The 16,387-nt window shown below is 29.2% G+C and carries 23 protein-coding genes and 1 riboswitch; all 23 genes read left to right on the top strand.

Annotation, left to right across the window (positions count from 1 at the left end; translation table 11 throughout):
• Nucleotides 1–118 precede the first annotated feature (118 nt).
• Nucleotides 119–1,624 (top strand): GspE/PulE family protein, encoded by a 1,506-nt coding sequence (locus B3J31_RS04940; protein WP_346868408.1) that lies wholly within the window; start codon nt 119–121, stop codon nt 1,622–1,624.
• Nucleotides 1,614–2,810: a type II secretion system F family protein gene (locus B3J31_RS04935; protein ID WP_346868407.1), complete on the top strand. Its 1,197-nt coding sequence runs from the start codon at nt 1,614–1,616 to the stop codon at nt 2,808–2,810. The genes B3J31_RS04940 and B3J31_RS04935 overlap by 11 nt, the downstream gene beginning before the upstream one ends.
• 21 nt (nt 2,811–2,831) lie before the next feature.
• Nucleotides 2,832–3,275, top strand: coding sequence for a type II secretion system protein (locus B3J31_RS04930; protein ID WP_346868406.1), 444 nt, complete (start codon nt 2,832–2,834; stop codon nt 3,273–3,275).
• Nucleotides 3,256–3,699, top strand: coding sequence for a prepilin-type N-terminal cleavage/methylation domain-containing protein (locus B3J31_RS04925; protein WP_150844839.1), 444 nt, complete (start codon nt 3,256–3,258; stop codon nt 3,697–3,699). The genes B3J31_RS04930 and B3J31_RS04925 overlap by 20 nt, the downstream gene beginning before the upstream one ends.
• The gene (locus tag B3J31_RS04920) at nt 3,686–4,123 is read left to right on the top strand and encodes a hypothetical protein (protein WP_150844838.1); all 438 of its coding nucleotides are present in this window, start codon (nt 3,686–3,688) and stop codon (nt 4,121–4,123) included. The genes B3J31_RS04925 and B3J31_RS04920 overlap by 14 nt, the downstream gene beginning before the upstream one ends.
• Nucleotides 4,110–4,553: a hypothetical protein gene (locus B3J31_RS04915; RefSeq protein ID WP_150844837.1), complete on the top strand. Its 444-nt coding sequence runs from the start codon at nt 4,110–4,112 to the stop codon at nt 4,551–4,553. The genes B3J31_RS04920 and B3J31_RS04915 overlap by 14 nt, the downstream gene beginning before the upstream one ends.
• A gap of 11 nt (nt 4,554–4,564) precedes the next feature.
• Nucleotides 4,565–5,290, top strand: a complete 726-nt coding sequence (locus B3J31_RS04910) for a hypothetical protein (protein ID WP_150844836.1) — start codon at nt 4,565–4,567, stop codon at nt 5,288–5,290.
• Between the two features lie 21 nt (nt 5,291–5,311).
• Nucleotides 5,312–5,755: a hypothetical protein gene (locus tag B3J31_RS04905; protein ID WP_346868405.1), complete on the top strand. Its 444-nt coding sequence runs from the start codon at nt 5,312–5,314 to the stop codon at nt 5,753–5,755.
• The gene (locus B3J31_RS04900) at nt 5,745–6,134 is read left to right on the top strand and encodes a hypothetical protein (protein ID WP_150844834.1); all 390 of its coding nucleotides are present in this window, start codon (nt 5,745–5,747) and stop codon (nt 6,132–6,134) included. The genes B3J31_RS04905 and B3J31_RS04900 overlap by 11 nt, the downstream gene beginning before the upstream one ends.
• Nucleotides 6,135–6,207: 73 nt before the next feature.
• A riboswitch (SAM riboswitch) is annotated at nt 6,208–6,338 on the top strand.
• Nucleotides 6,339–6,466: 128 nt separating this feature from the next.
• Nucleotides 6,467–7,426: an ATP-binding cassette domain-containing protein gene (locus B3J31_RS04895; RefSeq protein WP_150844936.1), complete on the top strand. Its 960-nt coding sequence runs from the start codon at nt 6,467–6,469 to the stop codon at nt 7,424–7,426.
• A 2-nt stretch (nt 7,427–7,428) separates the two neighbouring features.
• Nucleotides 7,429–8,079: a methionine ABC transporter permease gene (locus B3J31_RS04890; protein WP_414632089.1), complete on the top strand. Its 651-nt coding sequence runs from the start codon at nt 7,429–7,431 to the stop codon at nt 8,077–8,079.
• Nucleotides 8,080–8,127: 48 nt separating this feature from the next.
• A complete protein-coding gene (locus tag B3J31_RS04885) occupies nt 8,128–8,955 on the top strand; it encodes a MetQ/NlpA family ABC transporter substrate-binding protein (protein ID WP_346868404.1) in 828 nt (275 codons plus the stop codon).
• A gap of 302 nt (nt 8,956–9,257) precedes the next feature.
• Complete coding sequence (efp, locus tag B3J31_RS04880) at nt 9,258–9,815, top strand: elongation factor P (protein WP_035129348.1); 558 nt, start codon at nt 9,258–9,260, stop codon at nt 9,813–9,815.
• Nucleotides 9,816–10,048: 233 nt separating this feature from the next.
• On the top strand, nt 10,049–10,966 hold the full coding sequence (gene spoIIIAA / locus B3J31_RS04875; RefSeq protein ID WP_150844938.1) for a stage III sporulation protein AA: 918 nt from the start codon (nt 10,049–10,051) through the stop codon (nt 10,964–10,966).
• 3 nt (nt 10,967–10,969) lie between these two features.
• Nucleotides 10,970–11,488: a stage III sporulation protein SpoIIIAB gene (gene spoIIIAB / locus B3J31_RS04870; RefSeq protein WP_346868352.1), complete on the top strand. Its 519-nt coding sequence runs from the start codon at nt 10,970–10,972 to the stop codon at nt 11,486–11,488.
• Nucleotides 11,489–11,503: 15 nt separating this feature from the next.
• Nucleotides 11,504–11,701 carry a stage III sporulation protein AC gene (gene spoIIIAC / locus B3J31_RS04865; protein ID WP_035129354.1) on the top strand — a complete coding sequence of 66 codons (198 nt, stop codon included), beginning with the start codon at nt 11,504–11,506 and terminating at the stop codon, nt 11,699–11,701.
• Between the two features lie 9 nt (nt 11,702–11,710).
• Entirely contained in the window at nt 11,711–12,094 is a 384-nt protein-coding gene (gene spoIIIAD, locus B3J31_RS04860; RefSeq protein WP_035129356.1) for a stage III sporulation protein AD, read from the top strand.
• 8 nt (nt 12,095–12,102) lie between these two features.
• Nucleotides 12,103–13,257, top strand: coding sequence for a stage III sporulation protein AE (spoIIIAE, locus tag B3J31_RS04855; protein ID WP_150844940.1), 1,155 nt, complete (start codon nt 12,103–12,105; stop codon nt 13,255–13,257).
• A 15-nt stretch (nt 13,258–13,272) separates the two neighbouring features.
• Complete coding sequence (gene spoIIIAF, locus B3J31_RS04850; RefSeq protein ID WP_346868353.1) at nt 13,273–13,890, top strand: stage III sporulation protein AF; 618 nt, start codon at nt 13,273–13,275, stop codon at nt 13,888–13,890.
• 35 nt (nt 13,891–13,925) lie between these two features.
• Nucleotides 13,926–14,630 carry a stage III sporulation protein AG gene (spoIIIAG, locus tag B3J31_RS04845; protein ID WP_346868354.1) on the top strand — a complete coding sequence of 235 codons (705 nt, stop codon included), beginning with the start codon at nt 13,926–13,928 and terminating at the stop codon, nt 14,628–14,630.
• A gap of 42 nt (nt 14,631–14,672) precedes the next feature.
• On the top strand, nt 14,673–15,161 hold the full coding sequence (locus B3J31_RS04840; RefSeq protein WP_035129361.1) for a SpoIIIAH-like family protein: 489 nt from the start codon (nt 14,673–14,675) through the stop codon (nt 15,159–15,161).
• A gap of 187 nt (nt 15,162–15,348) precedes the next feature.
• Nucleotides 15,349–15,747 (top strand): Asp23/Gls24 family envelope stress response protein, encoded by a 399-nt coding sequence (locus B3J31_RS04835; protein ID WP_035129363.1) that lies wholly within the window; start codon nt 15,349–15,351, stop codon nt 15,745–15,747.
• Nucleotides 15,748–15,982: 235 nt separating this feature from the next.
• A complete protein-coding gene (gene nusB, locus B3J31_RS04830; RefSeq protein ID WP_150844941.1) occupies nt 15,983–16,384 on the top strand; it encodes a transcription antitermination factor NusB in 402 nt (133 codons plus the stop codon).
• Nucleotides 16,385–16,387 lie beyond the last annotated feature (3 nt).

The following is a 16,387-nucleotide window of genomic DNA, read 5'->3' as shown; positions in this document are numbered from 1 at the left end:
TTGTTTTAATATAAACCCTTTTTTATTTATTTATAGAATTATATTTGAAATAAATGGTAATAATCATAGTTGTGATAAAAGAAGATTATATTTTTAATATGTTTAAGGAGATAAACTGGTGATCAACAAAATAGATTTAGATTCAATAGCAATAAATACGAAGGCTATGTCAATGCTTTCCAAGGAAGTGTGTGAAGAGTATAGCATTTTACCTTATGACATAAAAAATAATGAGATTTATTTAGCTACCTTTACGGAGCATTCCAATGAAGAAATTAATAGATTAAGATTTATTTTAAAGAAAAAAGTTATATTTAACTTATGTACTATAGATCAATTTAAGATTTATTTAGATAAATATTATGAAGAAATTTATAGAAAGCAAATAGTTAAGGGACTTAAAGGTGAAGAGTATCCTAAAAAGGAGCTTGATAAAGAAGTAAAAGGACCCATTATTTCTTTAGTGGATTCGATTTTTAGAGAAGGTATCGAAAAAGGTGCAAGTGATATCCATATAGAACCATGGAAGGATACAATTACTGTAAGATATAGAATAGATGGAGTTTTAAATGTTTTTAGTACTTTACCTAAGAGTCTTTATGAGGTTATAGCCACAAGAATAAAGGTTATGGCAAATATGGATATTACTAATAAATACACTCCAGAAGATGGAGAGATAAATCTTAAAGTAAAGGAACATATTTATGATTTAAGAATATCTACAATGCCTACTGTTCACGGAGAAAAATTTGTAATAAGAATATTACAAAGAAATGCACCTTTGTTAAATATAAATAAGCTGGGTTTTACACCTAAAGATTATCGAATCTTAAAAAATATATTAAAGTTTAAACAAGGTTTAATTATAATTACAGGTCCTACAGGAAGTGGTAAAACTACTACTTTATATTCTATGATAAATGAGTTGAACGAAGAAACTAGGAATATAGTCACTGTAGAAAAGCCGGTGGAGTGTGAAGTTGAGGGGATTAATCAAGTTTCCATAGGAGAAGGTAGTGCTACCTATGGAAATATATTAAAGGCAGTGTTAAGACAGGATCCTGATGTAATAATGGTGGGTGAAATTATAGATAGGGAAACTGCTGAAGTAGCTATAAGAGCATCTTTAACAGGTCACTTAGTTTTAACTACCTTGCATACTAACGATGCTAGCAGTGCTATAAATAGACTAACTAACATGGGGATAGATGGAGATATAATTAAAAGTTCTCTTGTTCTTGTAATTGCTCAAAGGTTAACAAGATTAATATGTGAAAAGTGTAAGGTGAAATATAAATTATCCAAGGAAGAAAAGAAGCTTCTAGCCACGGATAGGGTTGAAGAAGGCTATAGAGGAACTGGATGTATTAAATGTAATAGCACTGGATACAGAGGAAGAACTGTAGCCTATGAGATTATGATTATGGGAAAGAGATTAAAGGATTCTATGGATAGTGGGGATAGTGATATATTAAGAAACATAGCTATTGAAGAGGGAATGATTACTATGAATGAATATTTTAAGGAATTAGTTGTAGAGGGAAGTACTTCTGTGGAAGAGTATTATGGAAATATGCAGGTTTATAATATTGAAAAAGCCTTAGGAGTGGATTATGGAGTATAAGTATAAGGGGATAAATGTAAAGGGGAAAATTGTATCAGGAAAAGTTATAGTAGAAGATCATTGGAGTTTAATGGAGAGATTAGAAGAGGAAGAAATATATTGTATTAAATATAAAGAGTTGCATAAAGAAAATACATATTTGTTTAAAAGAAGGATTTCAGAAAAAAATTTATCTACTTTTTGCAGAAATTTAAAGAATAATTTAAAGGCGGGAATTCCTTTAGTTAATGCTTTGAAATTATTAGAAGAGCATTTAGGGGATAAAAGGTTATGTGAAATTCTAAATAAAGTTATAAACAATATAAAAAGTGGTTTATCTTTTTCAGAAAGCTTAGAGAAATTTAAAAATGTATTTCCCGAATTTTTTATAACACTAATTCATTTTGGGGAAGAAAGTGGTAGATTGCAGCAGATTCTAACTTTCATGGAAAAGTACTATATGAAGGAATATAAAAGGCGAAAGAAAATTATTAGCGTAAGTATTTATCCTATAGGATTATTTATATTTGTATTAATTATGGGGTTAATTGCTATTTACAAGTTAGTACCTGCATTTTTTAATTCTATGGATATAGAAAATATGAAACTCCCTTATATAACTAGATTTTATTTAGGATTATCTAGAGTTATAAATAGTCTAGGTATACTTGTACTACCAATGGGCATAGGGATTTTTATTGGCATAAGCTTTATACATATTTATCTAAAGGGGAAAGGGATAACCTATAATTTAAAATATAAAAATCCACTAACGAAAAATTTAGAGAAAAATAGATTTTGTTGTAAATTTACTATGGCTCTTTCAATGATGATAGGTAGTGGTATTGATATAAAATCTTCTTTAATTTTACTGAGAAATTGTGAAAATGCCATTTATATTAAGGAGAGGTTAAATAGATGTATAGAAGGATTAGAAAGAGGTGATAGCCTTTATGAGGGCCTTAAGCGGTGTGATATTTTTTCGAATTATTTTTTATCAACAATATATATAGGAGAAATTAATGGAAGTATTGAAGAGGTGTTGCAATGTTGTAATGAAGTTTTCGAAGAAGAACTTGAAGGAAAATTAGATAGTATCACATCTTTAATAGAGCCGCTACTGATAGTCTTTGTAGGTCTATTTATAGGGTCTATCATAATTGCAATTATGATTCCATTGTTTAATATGTACAATACAAAGTTTTAAAAGGTATTAAGGTAGAAAGCTATGAAGAAAAATGGATTTACTCTAATAGAACTAATAGTGGTATTAGGTATATTATCTATATGTTCATTTATAATATATCCTCATTTAAACTCCTATGAGGAAAAGAAGTTAGCCATGGAAATGGAACAGGGGGTTAATGGCACAATTGAGTTTATAAATAGCTGTAAGATGTATGCAAGAAATAATTATGATAATAGGATACTCTTTAGATTAGTTATCCAAAGTAGAGAATTAAAACTATATCATGGAACTACAAAAGTACACAGTTATCTATTACCAGATTCACTACGGATACATATATCTAATGATGCTAGTATAACTATACCATTAGATATTGACGGAAATACATCTATGGGAAGGTCTATAAATATATATGATTCAGAGGGACATAGAGAAGTTATAACCATAAAGGTAGGAACAGATTATGTTAGTAAGCAAAAATAAAGGAATTACACTGTTAGAAACTATAATTAGCATGTTAATTATATCTACCATTCTCATAGGAGCACTTACTTTTTATGGTGTAATGGGAAGATGTGAAGAAGAAGAGCAAAAGGAAATGAAGGCCACTTTCCAGATAGATGCAGTTAAAAAACTGATTTTATGTAATATGGATTATGGTGATATTAAAGAAGCTATAGTTGGAAAAACTAGATTCATAAATACTAGTGATTTATCAGAAGAAGCTTTAGGTAGTATAAATATAAAATATATTATAAAGGATGAAGTAAAGCAATACCCAATTATAATGTTAATGGGAACTGAAGAAACTGGTAAAGAAATTATAAAAATAGAGGTTTTATATAGGTTTCAAGATGGAAAGGAAATAAATTATGTATTCTACAAGGGTAATTATGAGAAAAGCTAAAGGTGTTACTATATTAGAATTAATAGCGGCTTTAAGCATTTCCTCCTTAATAATTACAGTTATTATTAGCAGTTATAGTATTTGGATGAAAAGCTATAAGGAAAACGTATATTATTCTAGTGAAATTACTGGGATTTATGAAGCACTTATGTATATAGAGAATTATGTTAATTATAGAGGTGAAGGATGTTTTTTAAGAGAAGGGGATATAATTATACCTACAACTGTAGGAGAAAGTTATATTTCTTTAGATGGGAATGAACTTAGGTTCTTTTTCAAGAATAAACATGGAGTAGGCCATACCAATCAGCCTCTTTTATATGATGTGAGAGAATTTAAAGTTAGGCAAAATGGTAAGGTTCTATTCATTAAAATAGTTACGGATAAAGGAATTAGTGGAGAGAGAGCAATTGGTAAAATATAAAATATGGTTAAACAAATATAGAAAAATTCATAGGGGATGGATATTAACTTATGTAGTAATTGTAGGAATGATTATTTCCCTTACTATATGTTATTCTATGAAATCCTTTATTAATAGAAATTCGTATATTAAAAATTATGTGGAATATAACTTGAAAGAAAATAAGGATCATAGCTATAAGGAGCACTTAATAGCTAGTTTTAATAGTTATGTATTAGAAAATATAGAAACTATAAATACAGAGACTCCAGAGAAATACTTTGAAAGGAAAGCTGGTGAAAAACTAATCACCTATGATAATAGTTATATAACCTATGATTTAAGCAATAAGTATTTTCAGATTAATGGGTTAAATAGAGTTTATAGGTTCAGTATAGATATTAATGGTAGTAAAATTAAATATATTTTTAAGGGGAATTTAGTACAGTAGAAGGGAAAGTTATGAAGAAAAGGTGCATAATTGAAATAAATGAAGAAGAAATAAAGTTTGTAAAAGAAAAGATTAAATATTTAAAAAAGGATAAGAATTTTTACTGCACATATTGCAGTAAGAAAAATTATAAAGACAGTGATGTTGCAGCTGAGGAAAATTTAAGAAAGCTTAATTTGGACATAATTTTAGAAGGAGAAGAGATATTTGTACATAATATTTTTGTGCCTAAAGTAAATAAAATTAAACTAGATTTAATTGTTAAAAACCAGGTAATAAAAATTTTTTATGATATAGAAAATATAATCTTTAATTATGAAATTATTAGGAATAAAAGAGGAAAATTAGAGGTAGCCATATTCTGCATAAATGTAAAGGATTCGCTTTTAATGAATCGAGAATTGTTCTTAGGGGCAAATATAAACTCTGTAATACCGATACAACAGTTATATACAAATAAATACAACAAAAAGATAAAAAATGGAGAATTCACTTTAATAATATATAGAAATAGGTATGTTTATATCATTGAAGTAGAAAATGGAACTATAAGAGCAAATAGAGTTATAAATGGAAGCAAAGAAAATGTAAATATAGAAATCTTAGCATTTTTGAGAGAGATTAATGGGGAAGAACATAACAATAAGGGAATTTACATCATTACAAATGAGAAAAAGGAAAAGGTTAAGGTCGCTAATTTATATGAGATGAAAAGGAGTTTTCCTGTAAATTCTTAATTTATGAAAGGGAGGGAGACAATGAAAGAAGGATATTATCCTCAATGGTATATAGAGAGTTTAAGGTACATCTATAAGAAAAATATAATAAGGACTTTGATATATTTCTCTATATTATTTATAATTATTTCCATGGGAATATTAGGGAATCATTATAAGAGATTAAATATTGTAGGTAAAGTGCAGTATAACAAAAACATAGAATTAAATAATGACAGAAAAAGTATCACAACCTTTGCATATAACTATATTTATGAAATAATTTCAAAGGAAGATCTTAAGATAAATTCTATGAATATAGATGACAATAATATAGGATTTAATATAAAGATTAAAGATAAGGAAGATTATTCAATGTGTATTAAAATTTTAGAAGAAAAGTTTTCAATAGTTGAAGTTTCATCTATTCTTCAAGAGAAGGAAGAGCTATATTTTACAGCTAAGGTAAAGATTAATGGATACTAGAAAATACAAATTAATTAATATTACTATAGTTGTAGCAACTATAATACTCTTAATAGCTTATGGTAAAACACAAATAAATTTAAATAATGCTAAAAATCATAGAAATTTAGTTGTAAGTAACATTGTAGAAGAAAATAAAAAGGAAGAGTTTAAACTTGGAGAATTTTTAAATAGATTAAGAAGTTATAATGATATTTCTTTAAATAACATTGTTGTTTATGACTCTTGGGGTGAAGTAACTATCAAGTGTAAGGGGGATTTTACTACTTTTAAAAATTTACTTAGTGATTTAGGTAAGATGGATGAAATAAAAGAAATTAACTCTTTGGTGGTTGAAGAAGATATTTGTACCTTTATTCTTGTATTCAAAAAAATCTAAAAATTTTGGTGTTTTTATGTTGACTATTTATTTATTGTTATGTATAATTAGTGCCAAGGTAAAAGTAAATATTGTCTTATCACGAGCGGTGGAGGGACTGGCCCTTTGAAACCCAGCAACCTGTGTATATATATTGAATCATATATCTTTATATGTGCGTCATGGTGCTAAATCCTGCAGCTTTTTTGAGCTGAAAGATAAGAGAATGAATTGGCATGCATGAAGTTTTATGCACTAGAGATTTATTCTCTAGTGCTTTTATTTTTACTCAAAATAATTAAATCTAGATTTAAAGTAAATAGGATATCTACAGTAAAGGACGGTGCTAGATGATGATAGAGGTATCACATATCAATAAGAGTTTTGAGAGTTTAAAAGTTCTAAAGAATGTATCATTTACCATAGAAGAGGGACAAGTATATGGAATTATAGGTCACAGTGGAGCAGGAAAATCTACCATGTTAAGATGTATAAATGGATTAGAAGGTTATGATGAAGGCAGTTTGAAAGTTATGGGAAAAGAAGTTTCCTCTATGACAGAAAGAGATATTAGAGAGTTTAGAAAAAATGTTGGAATGATATTTCAAAATTTTAACTTACTTAAAAGGTCTAATGTATATAATAACGTAGCATTACCATTACAACTATGGGGATATGATAAAGAGCATATAGAAAAAAAGGTAGAAGAATTGTTGAAAATTGTTGGATTATCCCACAAGATAAAGTCTATGCCTAAAGAGTTAAGTGGCGGAGAAAAGCAAAGAGTAGCAATTGCAAGAGCTTTAGCTTTAGAACCTAAAATATTACTCTGTGATGAAGCAACCTCAGCACTGGATCCTAAAACTACAAAGGACATATTAGAGCTGTTATCTAAAATTAATAAAGAAATGGGGATTACCATAGTAATGGTTACCCATCAGATGGAAGTAGTAAAGTCTATATGCCAGCGAATAGTGCTTGTAGAAGGCGGAGAAGTTAAAGTTGAAGGAAATGTAGATGAACTGTTCTTAAGACCAGGATATTCTCTAAGAAAATTCTTAGGAGAAGAAGAAGAAATTTTATTTCAAGATGGAGTCAATATTAAGATATATTTTCCGGCAAATAAAAGTGAAAATTCATTTATAACTAACATGGCTAGAGATTTGAATGTAAATTTTTCTATTGTATGGGGCAAGCTAGAAAGATTTAGAGATAATGTATTGGGATCATTAGTCATAAGAGTTGATGAACAGTGGAAGGAAGTTGTTACTAGTTACTTAGAAAAGAATAAATTCCAATGGGAGGTGTTATAGTTATGACAGCAGAAGCAATTATAGGGATCCTTAGTAGTGCACTAATAGAAACTTTAATAATGGTAGTGATATCTACGATCTTTGCAGTAATTATTGGTATGGTTTTAGCCATAGCTTTAATACTAACAACCAAAGAAGGTCCTATGGAAAATAAATACTTATATAAAATATTAGATGGGGTTATAAATACTTTAAGAAGTTTACCTTTCGTAATATTGATGGTGGTAGTAGTTCCTGTTACTAGAGTTATTGTAGGTAAATCCATAGGAACTACAGCGGCCATAGTACCTTTAACTATAGCTGCAGCGCCTTTTGTTGCAAGAATTATTGAAACTTCTTTAAAGGAAGTAGATAAAGGAGTTATAGAAGCAGCTCAATCCTTAGGAGCTACTAAGACTCAAATAATATTTAAAATAATGATAAAAGAAGCCTTACCATCTATTGCTTCAGGTCTTACTTTAACTATTATAAGCATTATAGGATATTCTGCCATGGCTGGTTCTATTGGTGGAGGCGGTCTTGGAGCAGCAGCTATAACCTATGGATATAATAGATTTAATACTCCAATTATGATATTTACAGTGGTAGTTTTAATTATATTTGTTCAATTTATTCAAAGCTTAGGAAACTACATATATAAGAAACTAAGCTAGTATTCAAAATTTAAGTTTAGAAATTTATAATCAAGGAGGAATATATACATGAAAAGATCAGTAAAGAAATTATTAAGTTTAACGTTAACATTAGCTTTAGGGGTGACTTTAGTAGGCTGTGGTTCTAAGGGAAAAGCAGGCTCAGAGGCTAAGGGTGAAGATAAGGCTATAGCTATAGGAGTATCTCCAGAGCCGCATAAAGCTATAGTGGAAAATGCTATAAAGCCAATATTGGAGAATCAAGGATATAAAGTAGAAGTAGTAGAATTTTCAGATTATGTACTACCTAATACTGCCCTTGAAGAAGGTGAAATAGATGCAAATTATTTTCAGCATGTACCTTTTTTAGAAGCTACAGTAAAAGAAAAATCTTACGATCTTTCTTATACAACAAAGGTACACCTAGAACCAATGGGAGTATATTCAGAAAAATTAGATGATATAGGGGCTATTAAAGATGGTGCGGAAATAGCAATTCCTAACGATCCATCTAATGGGGCAAGAGCCTTAAAACTTTTAGCTAAAAATGGAGTAATTGAAATTTCAGAGGGGGATCTAGTAACTGCAAAAGATATTACTTCAAATCCTAAAAATGTTAAGATAACAGAGCTAGATGCAGAACAGTTACCAAGGGTTCTACAAGATGTAGAATTAGCAGTAATAAATACTAACTACGCTTTAGAGGGAGGACTTAACCCTTTAAAAGATGCCTTAGTAATTGAAGGTACAGATAGTCCATATGCAAATATAATTGCTGTTAGAACTGAAGATAAAGAAAAGGATAAAATAAGAGCTTTAACAAAGGCAGCCACTTCTGAAGAAGTAAAAAAATACATCGAAGATAATTATAAAGGAGCTATTGTTCCTGGGTTTTAAATCTATCAAAATGTATATAATAGATATGAATATATGGATATAATATGTATTTTTAATAATATATTTAAACTTTTATTGCAAGTTTCTTAATATGAAGGTATAATTTGTTTGCAAAGAATACATAGTTTTGATAAAATATCATTGTTAATGTAAATGTAAGTAATTATAATTATTAAATTAGGTAATTAATTTATTACTAAAATTTAGTATGCATATTAATAACTACATAAGGTATTAAAGTGCTTTAAATAGGTTATAATAATTTTATTAACAAAGGCTATTATATATTGGGAGGTTACATTATGATATCAGCTGGAGATTTAAGAAAAGGAACAACTTTTGAAGATGGTGGACAAGTTTACACTGTTGTAGAATTTTTACATGTTAAACCAGGTAAGGGTGCTGCCTTCGTTAGAACTAAATTAAAAAATGCTATAACTGGAGCGGTTACAGAAACAACTTTCAACCCAACTGCTAAATTCCAAGAAGCAGTAATAGAGAGAAAAGAAATGCAGTATCTTTATTCTGATGGAGAGTTATACTACTTCATGGATCAAGAAACTTTCGAGCAAATTCCTTTAAACTACGATAAAGTAGAAGAAGCTATAAAGTTCTTAAAAGAAAACATGTTTGCAATAATTAAATTCTACAAGGGTGAAGCTTTCTCAGTAGAAGCTCCAAACTTCGTTGAACTATTAATTACAAACACTGAACCAGCAGTTAAAGGAAATACTGCAACTAACGTGTTAAAACCAGCTACAGTAGAAACAGGGGCAATAGTTCCAGTTCCTCTATTTGTAAATGAAGGAGACACAATCAGAGTTGATACTAGATCAGGAGAATATATGGAAAGAGTTTAGTCCATATTGAGCTAGCTTTCATAATTGAAGGCTAGTTTTTGTTTGCTCTATGAATACATATTTAATAGGTTGCAGAGACATATGAAAACATACTGTTTTTAATAAGTGCTTCATATAATGAANNTTCATTATATGAAGCACTTATTTTTTGCAAAAAATAAAAAAAATAAAAATATTATAGTAATAATTATCTATGAAAGGTAATAACAATTAAGTAAGAAAGGGTGAGTTGCATGATTACTAAAGATGTTTTGGATATACTATCTCCTTCTATTAGAACTGAAGTTATAAACTGTGACCATGGTGGAAAACTACAAGAAATTAGATTAAAGGTTAACAAACCGCTTATATTTATAAGCAATAATAAGGAGATAAGAACAAGTTATAATACAAAACTAGAGGACATAAAGATAATTATTCAAAAGATAAGTAGCTACTCCATATACGCCTTTGAGGAAGAAATCAAACAAGGATATATAACTATTCAAGGTGGTCACAGAGTTGGAATTTGTGGTACCTGTGTTTTAGAAGAAAACTCTCTTAAGACTATAAAACACATATCTTCAATTAATATACGTATTGCTAGAGAGGTAAAGGGATGTAGTGATGGAATCTTACCTTTTATCATTAAAGATAATTCTATATTAAACACTATAATAATATCTCCACCTAAATGTGGGAAAACAACTATATTGCGAGATTTATCAAGGGAGATATCTAATGGATTATCAAGATATGGGTTAAGTGGCAAAAATGTAGCTATTATTGATGAAAGAAGTGAAATTGGAGCATGTTATAGAGGGGTTCCTCAAATGGATGTAGGCATTAGGACAGATATATTGGATAACTGCCCGAAAAGTCAAGGAATAATCATGGCCATTAGAAGTATGGCTCCTCATCTTATAGTATGTGACGAAATAGGTACCTATAAAGATATGGAGAGTATTGTGGCAGCATTAAATTCAGGTGTAAATGTAATAACTACTATCCACGGGTTTAGTGAAAAGGATCTCTATAATAGACCAGTATTTAAAGAAATTTTAGAAAATAAAGTTTTTCAAAGAGCTGTAATTTTAAGTAATAAGTGTGGCATTGCAACCATAGAATATATATATGATTTTACAAAAGGTGAGAAAGTAAGGGGGTGGTAATAAATGATAAAAGTAATAGGTTTTATTCTCATAGTAGTTTCATCTACTATTTTAGGATTTTCCTATGGAGAAAAATTTAAAAAAAGAGTTAGGGAGTTAAAGGAATTTCAGCGAGGCGTATATGTATTAAAGAATGAAATAAATTTTACCCATGCATTACTTCCAGAGGCTCTTAATAAGGTCTATGAAAAATGTGAAGAACCCATAGCTGGAATTTTTAAGGAGGCATCAGAATTAATTATTAGCAGCGAAGAATGTGATGTAAATAGTTGTTTTATTCATAGCCTAGATAAAAGAGTGGACAAATTATCCTTAACAAAAGATGACATAGGTATATTTTTAGATTTTACTAAAAGTTTAGGTGAAATGGATATAGAAGGACATAATGATATGTTTGCACTAACTCTAGAAAATTTGGGAAAAGCAATTAAGAATGCCGAATATAACATTGATAAAAACGTGAAGATGTATAGATACCTGGGGTTTTCCTTCGGTGCCATGATAGGAATTATTTTAATGTAAGGAGGCGTGTGGATTTTGTTAGATATAAGTATAATAGTAAAAATCGGTATAGTTGGAATAGTAATGATAGTTTTAGATAAGGTTTTAGATAGTGGAGGGAAAAAGGAATACGCAGTTATTAGTAATTTAGCAGGAATAGTAATAATACTAATATTAGTGATTAGTTTGGTTTCAAAGCTATTCAATGCAATACAAACTTTATTTTACTTTTAGGAGGAAACTATGGATATTATCAAAATAGTATCCTTTGCACTAATAACTCTTCTTATTGTGATAATGGTAAAAAGGGAAAGACCGGATATTGCACTTTTAATTAGCTTAATAGCAGGCATAATAGTATTTATGTTTTTAGTTAGCAAGCTAACCATAATAGTAAATTTCCTTCAAACCTTATCAAATAAAGCTAATATAGACATAGTGTACTTGGATACAGTATTTAAAATTTTAGGTATTGCATATTTATCATCCTTTTGTAGTGAAATTTGTAGGGATGCTGGTGAGAGTAGTATTGCATCAAAGGTTGAGTTTGCTGGTAAAATATTAATTCTTACTCTTGCAATACCAATACTAATGGCTGTAATGCAAACAATATTAAAGATAATGTAGGTGTAAATATGAAGAAAAGTATATTTGTTTTAATAGTTATGATCATATTTTTAATTCCTATAAAAGCTTATGGTAATGATGAAGTAAATATAGATGATGAGCAAATGAGCAAAATAAATGGACTATATGATTATATAAGTAATCTGGATACTGGAACTGAATTACTAAAAGATATGTCTCCTAAGGAATTTGTACAAAGCTATATGAAAGATGGACAAGGCTCCTTAGAAAGAAAAGAGATATTAAAAATGGCTTTAGGATACTTATTTAAAGAAATAGTAGTATCTTTTAAAATAATAGGACAACTTATCATAATAGCTATAGTTTGCGCATTATTAAATAATCTTCAAAATGCCTTTAGCAATGAAAAGTTGTGTAATGTAGCATATTTTGCTTGTTTCTCAGTGATGATTATACTGATTGCTCGAGGATTTTATATAGGAGTGGAATTAACCCAACAGGTTATAAATAGTATAAGTGATTTTATGGTAGCGTTAATGCCGGTGCTTATAATGTTACTGGCAAGTGTAGGAAGTGTAAGTCAAGCTGTGGTAATGGACCCAATTATTATGGGTGTATGCACCTTAGGAACTAAGCTTTATTCTTCTATAATCATACCTATAATTTGTATGAGTTTTGTCCTAGACTTTGTAAATAACATATCTAATGAATATAATGTTAAGAATTTGACTAGTTTACTTAAAAAGTTTGCTCTATGGGTTCAAGGTATTTTTCTGACAATTTTCGTTGGGATTATAACAATTAGGGGAATTGTAGGAAATAGTTTTGATGTGGTGACCACAAAAACAGCTAAATTTGCCATGGACAGTTTTATACCTGTAGTAGGTAAAACTTTATCTGATGCCTTTGCAACAGTAGCTAGCTACACCTTACTTTTGAAAAACTCAGTTAGTCTATTAGGGGTAGTAATTCTTATATCTATAATTTTACTTCCTATAATAAAGATTTTTGTTATGGGATTCATGTATAAACTAACTTCTGCATTATTGCAACCAGTAAGTGATAATAAAGTAACTAATATTATAGATGCTGCAGGAGGATCTTTGATGCTACTTGGTTCTTGCATTATATGTGTCAGTGTAATGTTTTTTATAATGATTACTATAATAGCTGCTACAGGTAAAGGATTTATTCTAATGTAGATATTAGATTAATTTATGTTAAAAGTAGGTGATGGAATGATAGAAGCTTTAGGAAAGTGGATAATAACCATATGTGTGGCAATATTTTTTTCTACAGCAGTACAAATGATATTACCAGATAATTCATTAAAAAAGTATTGTAATTTTATTCTTGGATTAATTGTTTTTGTAGTTATATTAAGTCCTATTTTAAAAATATTTAATGAAGAGCTACAAGTGAACAAAATAATTGAAGAATCTGCAGACTTAGTATTCAATGATAAAGGTGAGAGAAATTATGAAGAATATAGACAGGCTAATATAAATAGTACGTTAGAAAGGTTTAAAAACAATTTAGAAAAACAATGTGTAGCTGATTTAGAGAAAAATTTTAAGGGAGATGGGTATAGTGCCAAGGTAGATGCAGCTTATGACAATGAAAACAGCATTTTTCTTATTGAAAGAATTGAGATAGGAATTAATGATGGTTCAGTGGAAAGGGTGAAAAAGGTACAAATCGGTGATGAGTCAGTTCAAGTAGACAATCAAGATTCTTCAACAGATAAAAAATCAATGGAGGTTAGAAATTTTATTAGCTCTACTTACGATATAGATGAGGAAAATATATATGTATACAAACTTAATAATAATTAAACATAAATTTTATATAGAAGTTTGGGGGGATAAAAGTGTCAAACAATCTTAAAAAAATATTTGAAGATATTTTTAAGGGAAAAGGAGGTGAGAGCAAACAGCAAGATAAAGATTCTAAAAATACTATAGGAGAAAGTGGTAAAAAGCCAAAGGTGATAAATTCTAATTTATTAACAAATTTAGCCATAGTATTTTTAGTTGGAGTTTTATTATTAATAGTAGGAAGTATGTTTACAAAGGACAATAGTCCAAAGGGAAGTGACAGTGGAACTGCTAATGTAGTGGCAATAGGTGGTGATGAAATACAAAAGAATACAGATACTACATCTTCAGCTGTAGATAAGGCTTATAAGGAGAAGATGCAACAAGAATTAATTAGTTTATTAGAGAAAATAGAAGGTGTAGGTAAAGTCCATTCTATGATTTACTTCGAAAGTGGACAAGAACAGGTACCAGTATTTAATGAAGAAACTTCAACTAGTGTTACTAGTGAAAAGGACAATGGTGGGGGACAAAGGGAGATAACACAAGAAAATGGTGGGAGTACAGTAGTTATGGAAAATAAGGAAAATCAACAACAACCCTTTATAACAAAAACTTATAATCCTACCATTACAGGTATTTGTGTAGTAGCTGAAGGAGCTGGGGATTCAGTGACAGAATTAAGGATACGCCAAGCTGTAATTAAATTATTTGGTCTTTCAGATGATAAAGTACAGGTATATCCTATGAAAAAGTAGCATATAAATGTGATATAAATAAAAAATTCGGGGGGAACTATAATGAATAAAAAACAAACTATAATTATTTCTTCACTAGTAGTATTAATTTTATTTGCAGGTTATTTAGCGACTCAAGTAAATGGACCACTTTATGTAAGTGATACAAAGGGAAATGATGGAACTACAATTAGTGCATCAACTAATGCAAATTATTTTACAGAAGCAAGATTACAACGTGATAACAATGCAACTAAAACTCTTCAAACTTTAAAGGCTTTATTAGATGATGAAAATACTCCACAAGATCAAAAGGCAGAGGCTGCTGACGAATATAAGAATTTAGCACTTCAATCTGATAAAGAAGTTAAAATTGAATTAGCGCTTAAAGCTCAAGGATTTGAAGAAGCTCTTTGTACTTTAGATAAGGAAAAGGCTACAGTGGTAGTTAAACATGAAGGAGAGCTTTCAGACCAACAAGTTAGACAAATTAAAGATGTAGTTATGAGTAAAGCTGATATAAAAGATATAGAAATAAAAGTAGCTGAATAACTAAACATATTTTGTTTTAAAAACAGTAGAGTAAAAATCTGCTGTTTTTAATATATTTATAGGGTAATATTTTTAAAAGTGGGTAATATAAAAATAATGAGTATTTCTATTATAAAATTTGTAAAAGAAATTGTTATCTGATATAATATGAATATTATTAATCACACTGGTAAGGGGGTAGTGAATTATGGAAGAAAATATATTAAATGAAGTTCCTACAGAGGAAGAAGTTGGTATAGTAAGAATATCTGACGAAGTTATTGGTGTAATAGCTAGTCTTGCAGCATCAGAAATAGAAGGTGTTGCAGGTATGAGTGCTGGATTAGTAGAAGATATAAGTAAAAAGCTCACTGGTAAAAAGAATATATCAAAGGGCGTTAAAGTAACTATGGATAATGATTCTGCAGTAATAGATTTACATATGTCCGTGGAGTATGGTATAAAGATACCGGATATGTGTTTAAAGGTGCAGAAAAATGTTAAGAACACTGTTGAAACTATGACAGGTTTAAATGTATCATTAGTTAATATTAACGTGCAGAATATTATATTTCCTAAGATGAACAAAGAAGAGGAAATAGAGTAATTTTAAACACCCTCTAGTGAAGAGGGTGTTTCCATGTGTAAAATTAACTTATCCATGTCATGATGTGGAGTTTAATTTCAATTTTAAAAACATAATATTAATAAGAAGATATAAGGAGCTTATACATAAGAAACTCCCATTTAAGTGGTTTTATATAGATAATTTATTTATAAAAAGTTACAAAAAACTTATTAGGAAAAATAACAAACAAGAGATATTTTATGGAGGTATATATATGAATAGAAGAAAAAGTAGAGAGATAGCAACTAGGTTAATATTTGAAATGTCAATTAACAAGGAGAGTTATGTAGACATTATTGAAAATTTCCGCGAAAATACAGAGGAAAAAATAGAGGATATAGACTTTGAATATGTAATAAGAGCATTGAAGGGAGTATCTGAAAATGAAGCTCAAATTAATGAAACTATTACTAAGTATCTAGTAAAATGGAAATTAGAAAGATTACCAAAGATGAACTTAGCTATATTGAAAATGGCAACTTATGAAATCTTATTTGATGAAGATATTCCAAACAAAGTTACTATTAATGAAGCTATAGAACTTGCAAAGAGGTATGGAGATGATAATGCACCATCATTTATAAATGGGGTGTTAAATAATTTAATTAAAAAGTAGGTG

Source organism: Clostridium sp. UBA5988 (assembly GCF_002435615.1).
Lineage (GTDB): Bacteria > Bacillota > Clostridia > Clostridiales > Clostridiaceae > Clostridium_J > Clostridium_J sulfidigenes.
Note: the sequence above shows the minus strand (reverse complement) of the source record. Positions and strands in the feature narration are given on the sequence as shown.

Excerpts from the sequence above, each read along its gene's own strand:
- B3J31_RS04895 (WP_150844936.1), top strand. The coding sequence starts at position 6,467 with ATGATAGAGGTATCACATATCAATAAGAGTTTTGAGAGTTTAAAAGTT.
- B3J31_RS04930 (WP_346868406.1), top strand. The coding sequence starts at position 2,832 with ATGAAGAAAAATGGATTTACTCTAATAGAACTAATAGTGGTATTAGGT.
- B3J31_RS04900 (WP_150844834.1), top strand. The coding sequence starts at position 5,745 with ATGGATACTAGAAAATACAAATTAATTAATATTACTATAGTTGTAGCA.
- B3J31_RS04840 (WP_035129361.1), top strand. The coding sequence starts at position 14,673 with ATGAATAAAAAACAAACTATAATTATTTCTTCACTAGTAGTATTAATT.
- spoIIIAF (WP_346868353.1), top strand. The coding sequence starts at position 13,273 with ATGTTAAAAGTAGGTGATGGAATGATAGAAGCTTTAGGAAAGTGGATA.
- spoIIIAE (WP_150844940.1), top strand. The coding sequence starts at position 12,103 with ATGAAGAAAAGTATATTTGTTTTAATAGTTATGATCATATTTTTAATT.
- B3J31_RS04920 (WP_150844838.1), top strand. The coding sequence starts at position 3,686 with ATGAGAAAAGCTAAAGGTGTTACTATATTAGAATTAATAGCGGCTTTA.
- B3J31_RS04885 (WP_346868404.1), top strand. The coding sequence starts at position 8,128 with ATGAAAAGATCAGTAAAGAAATTATTAAGTTTAACGTTAACATTAGCT.
- B3J31_RS04925 (WP_150844839.1), top strand. The coding sequence starts at position 3,256 with ATGTTAGTAAGCAAAAATAAAGGAATTACACTGTTAGAAACTATAATT.
- efp (WP_035129348.1), top strand. The coding sequence starts at position 9,258 with ATGATATCAGCTGGAGATTTAAGAAAAGGAACAACTTTTGAAGATGGT.
- spoIIIAD (WP_035129356.1), top strand. The coding sequence starts at position 11,711 with ATGGATATTATCAAAATAGTATCCTTTGCACTAATAACTCTTCTTATT.
- B3J31_RS04835 (WP_035129363.1), top strand. The coding sequence starts at position 15,349 with ATGGAAGAAAATATATTAAATGAAGTTCCTACAGAGGAAGAAGTTGGT.
- B3J31_RS04890 (WP_414632089.1), top strand. The coding sequence starts at position 7,429 with ATGACAGCAGAAGCAATTATAGGGATCCTTAGTAGTGCACTAATAGAA.
- spoIIIAB (WP_346868352.1), top strand. The coding sequence starts at position 10,970 with ATGATAAAAGTAATAGGTTTTATTCTCATAGTAGTTTCATCTACTATT.
- spoIIIAA (WP_150844938.1), top strand. The coding sequence starts at position 10,049 with ATGATTACTAAAGATGTTTTGGATATACTATCTCCTTCTATTAGAACT.
- nusB (WP_150844941.1), top strand. The coding sequence starts at position 15,983 with ATGAATAGAAGAAAAAGTAGAGAGATAGCAACTAGGTTAATATTTGAA.
- B3J31_RS04910 (WP_150844836.1), top strand. The coding sequence starts at position 4,565 with ATGAAGAAAAGGTGCATAATTGAAATAAATGAAGAAGAAATAAAGTTT.
- B3J31_RS04905 (WP_346868405.1), top strand. The coding sequence starts at position 5,312 with ATGAAAGAAGGATATTATCCTCAATGGTATATAGAGAGTTTAAGGTAC.
- B3J31_RS04935 (WP_346868407.1), top strand. The coding sequence starts at position 1,614 with ATGGAGTATAAGTATAAGGGGATAAATGTAAAGGGGAAAATTGTATCA.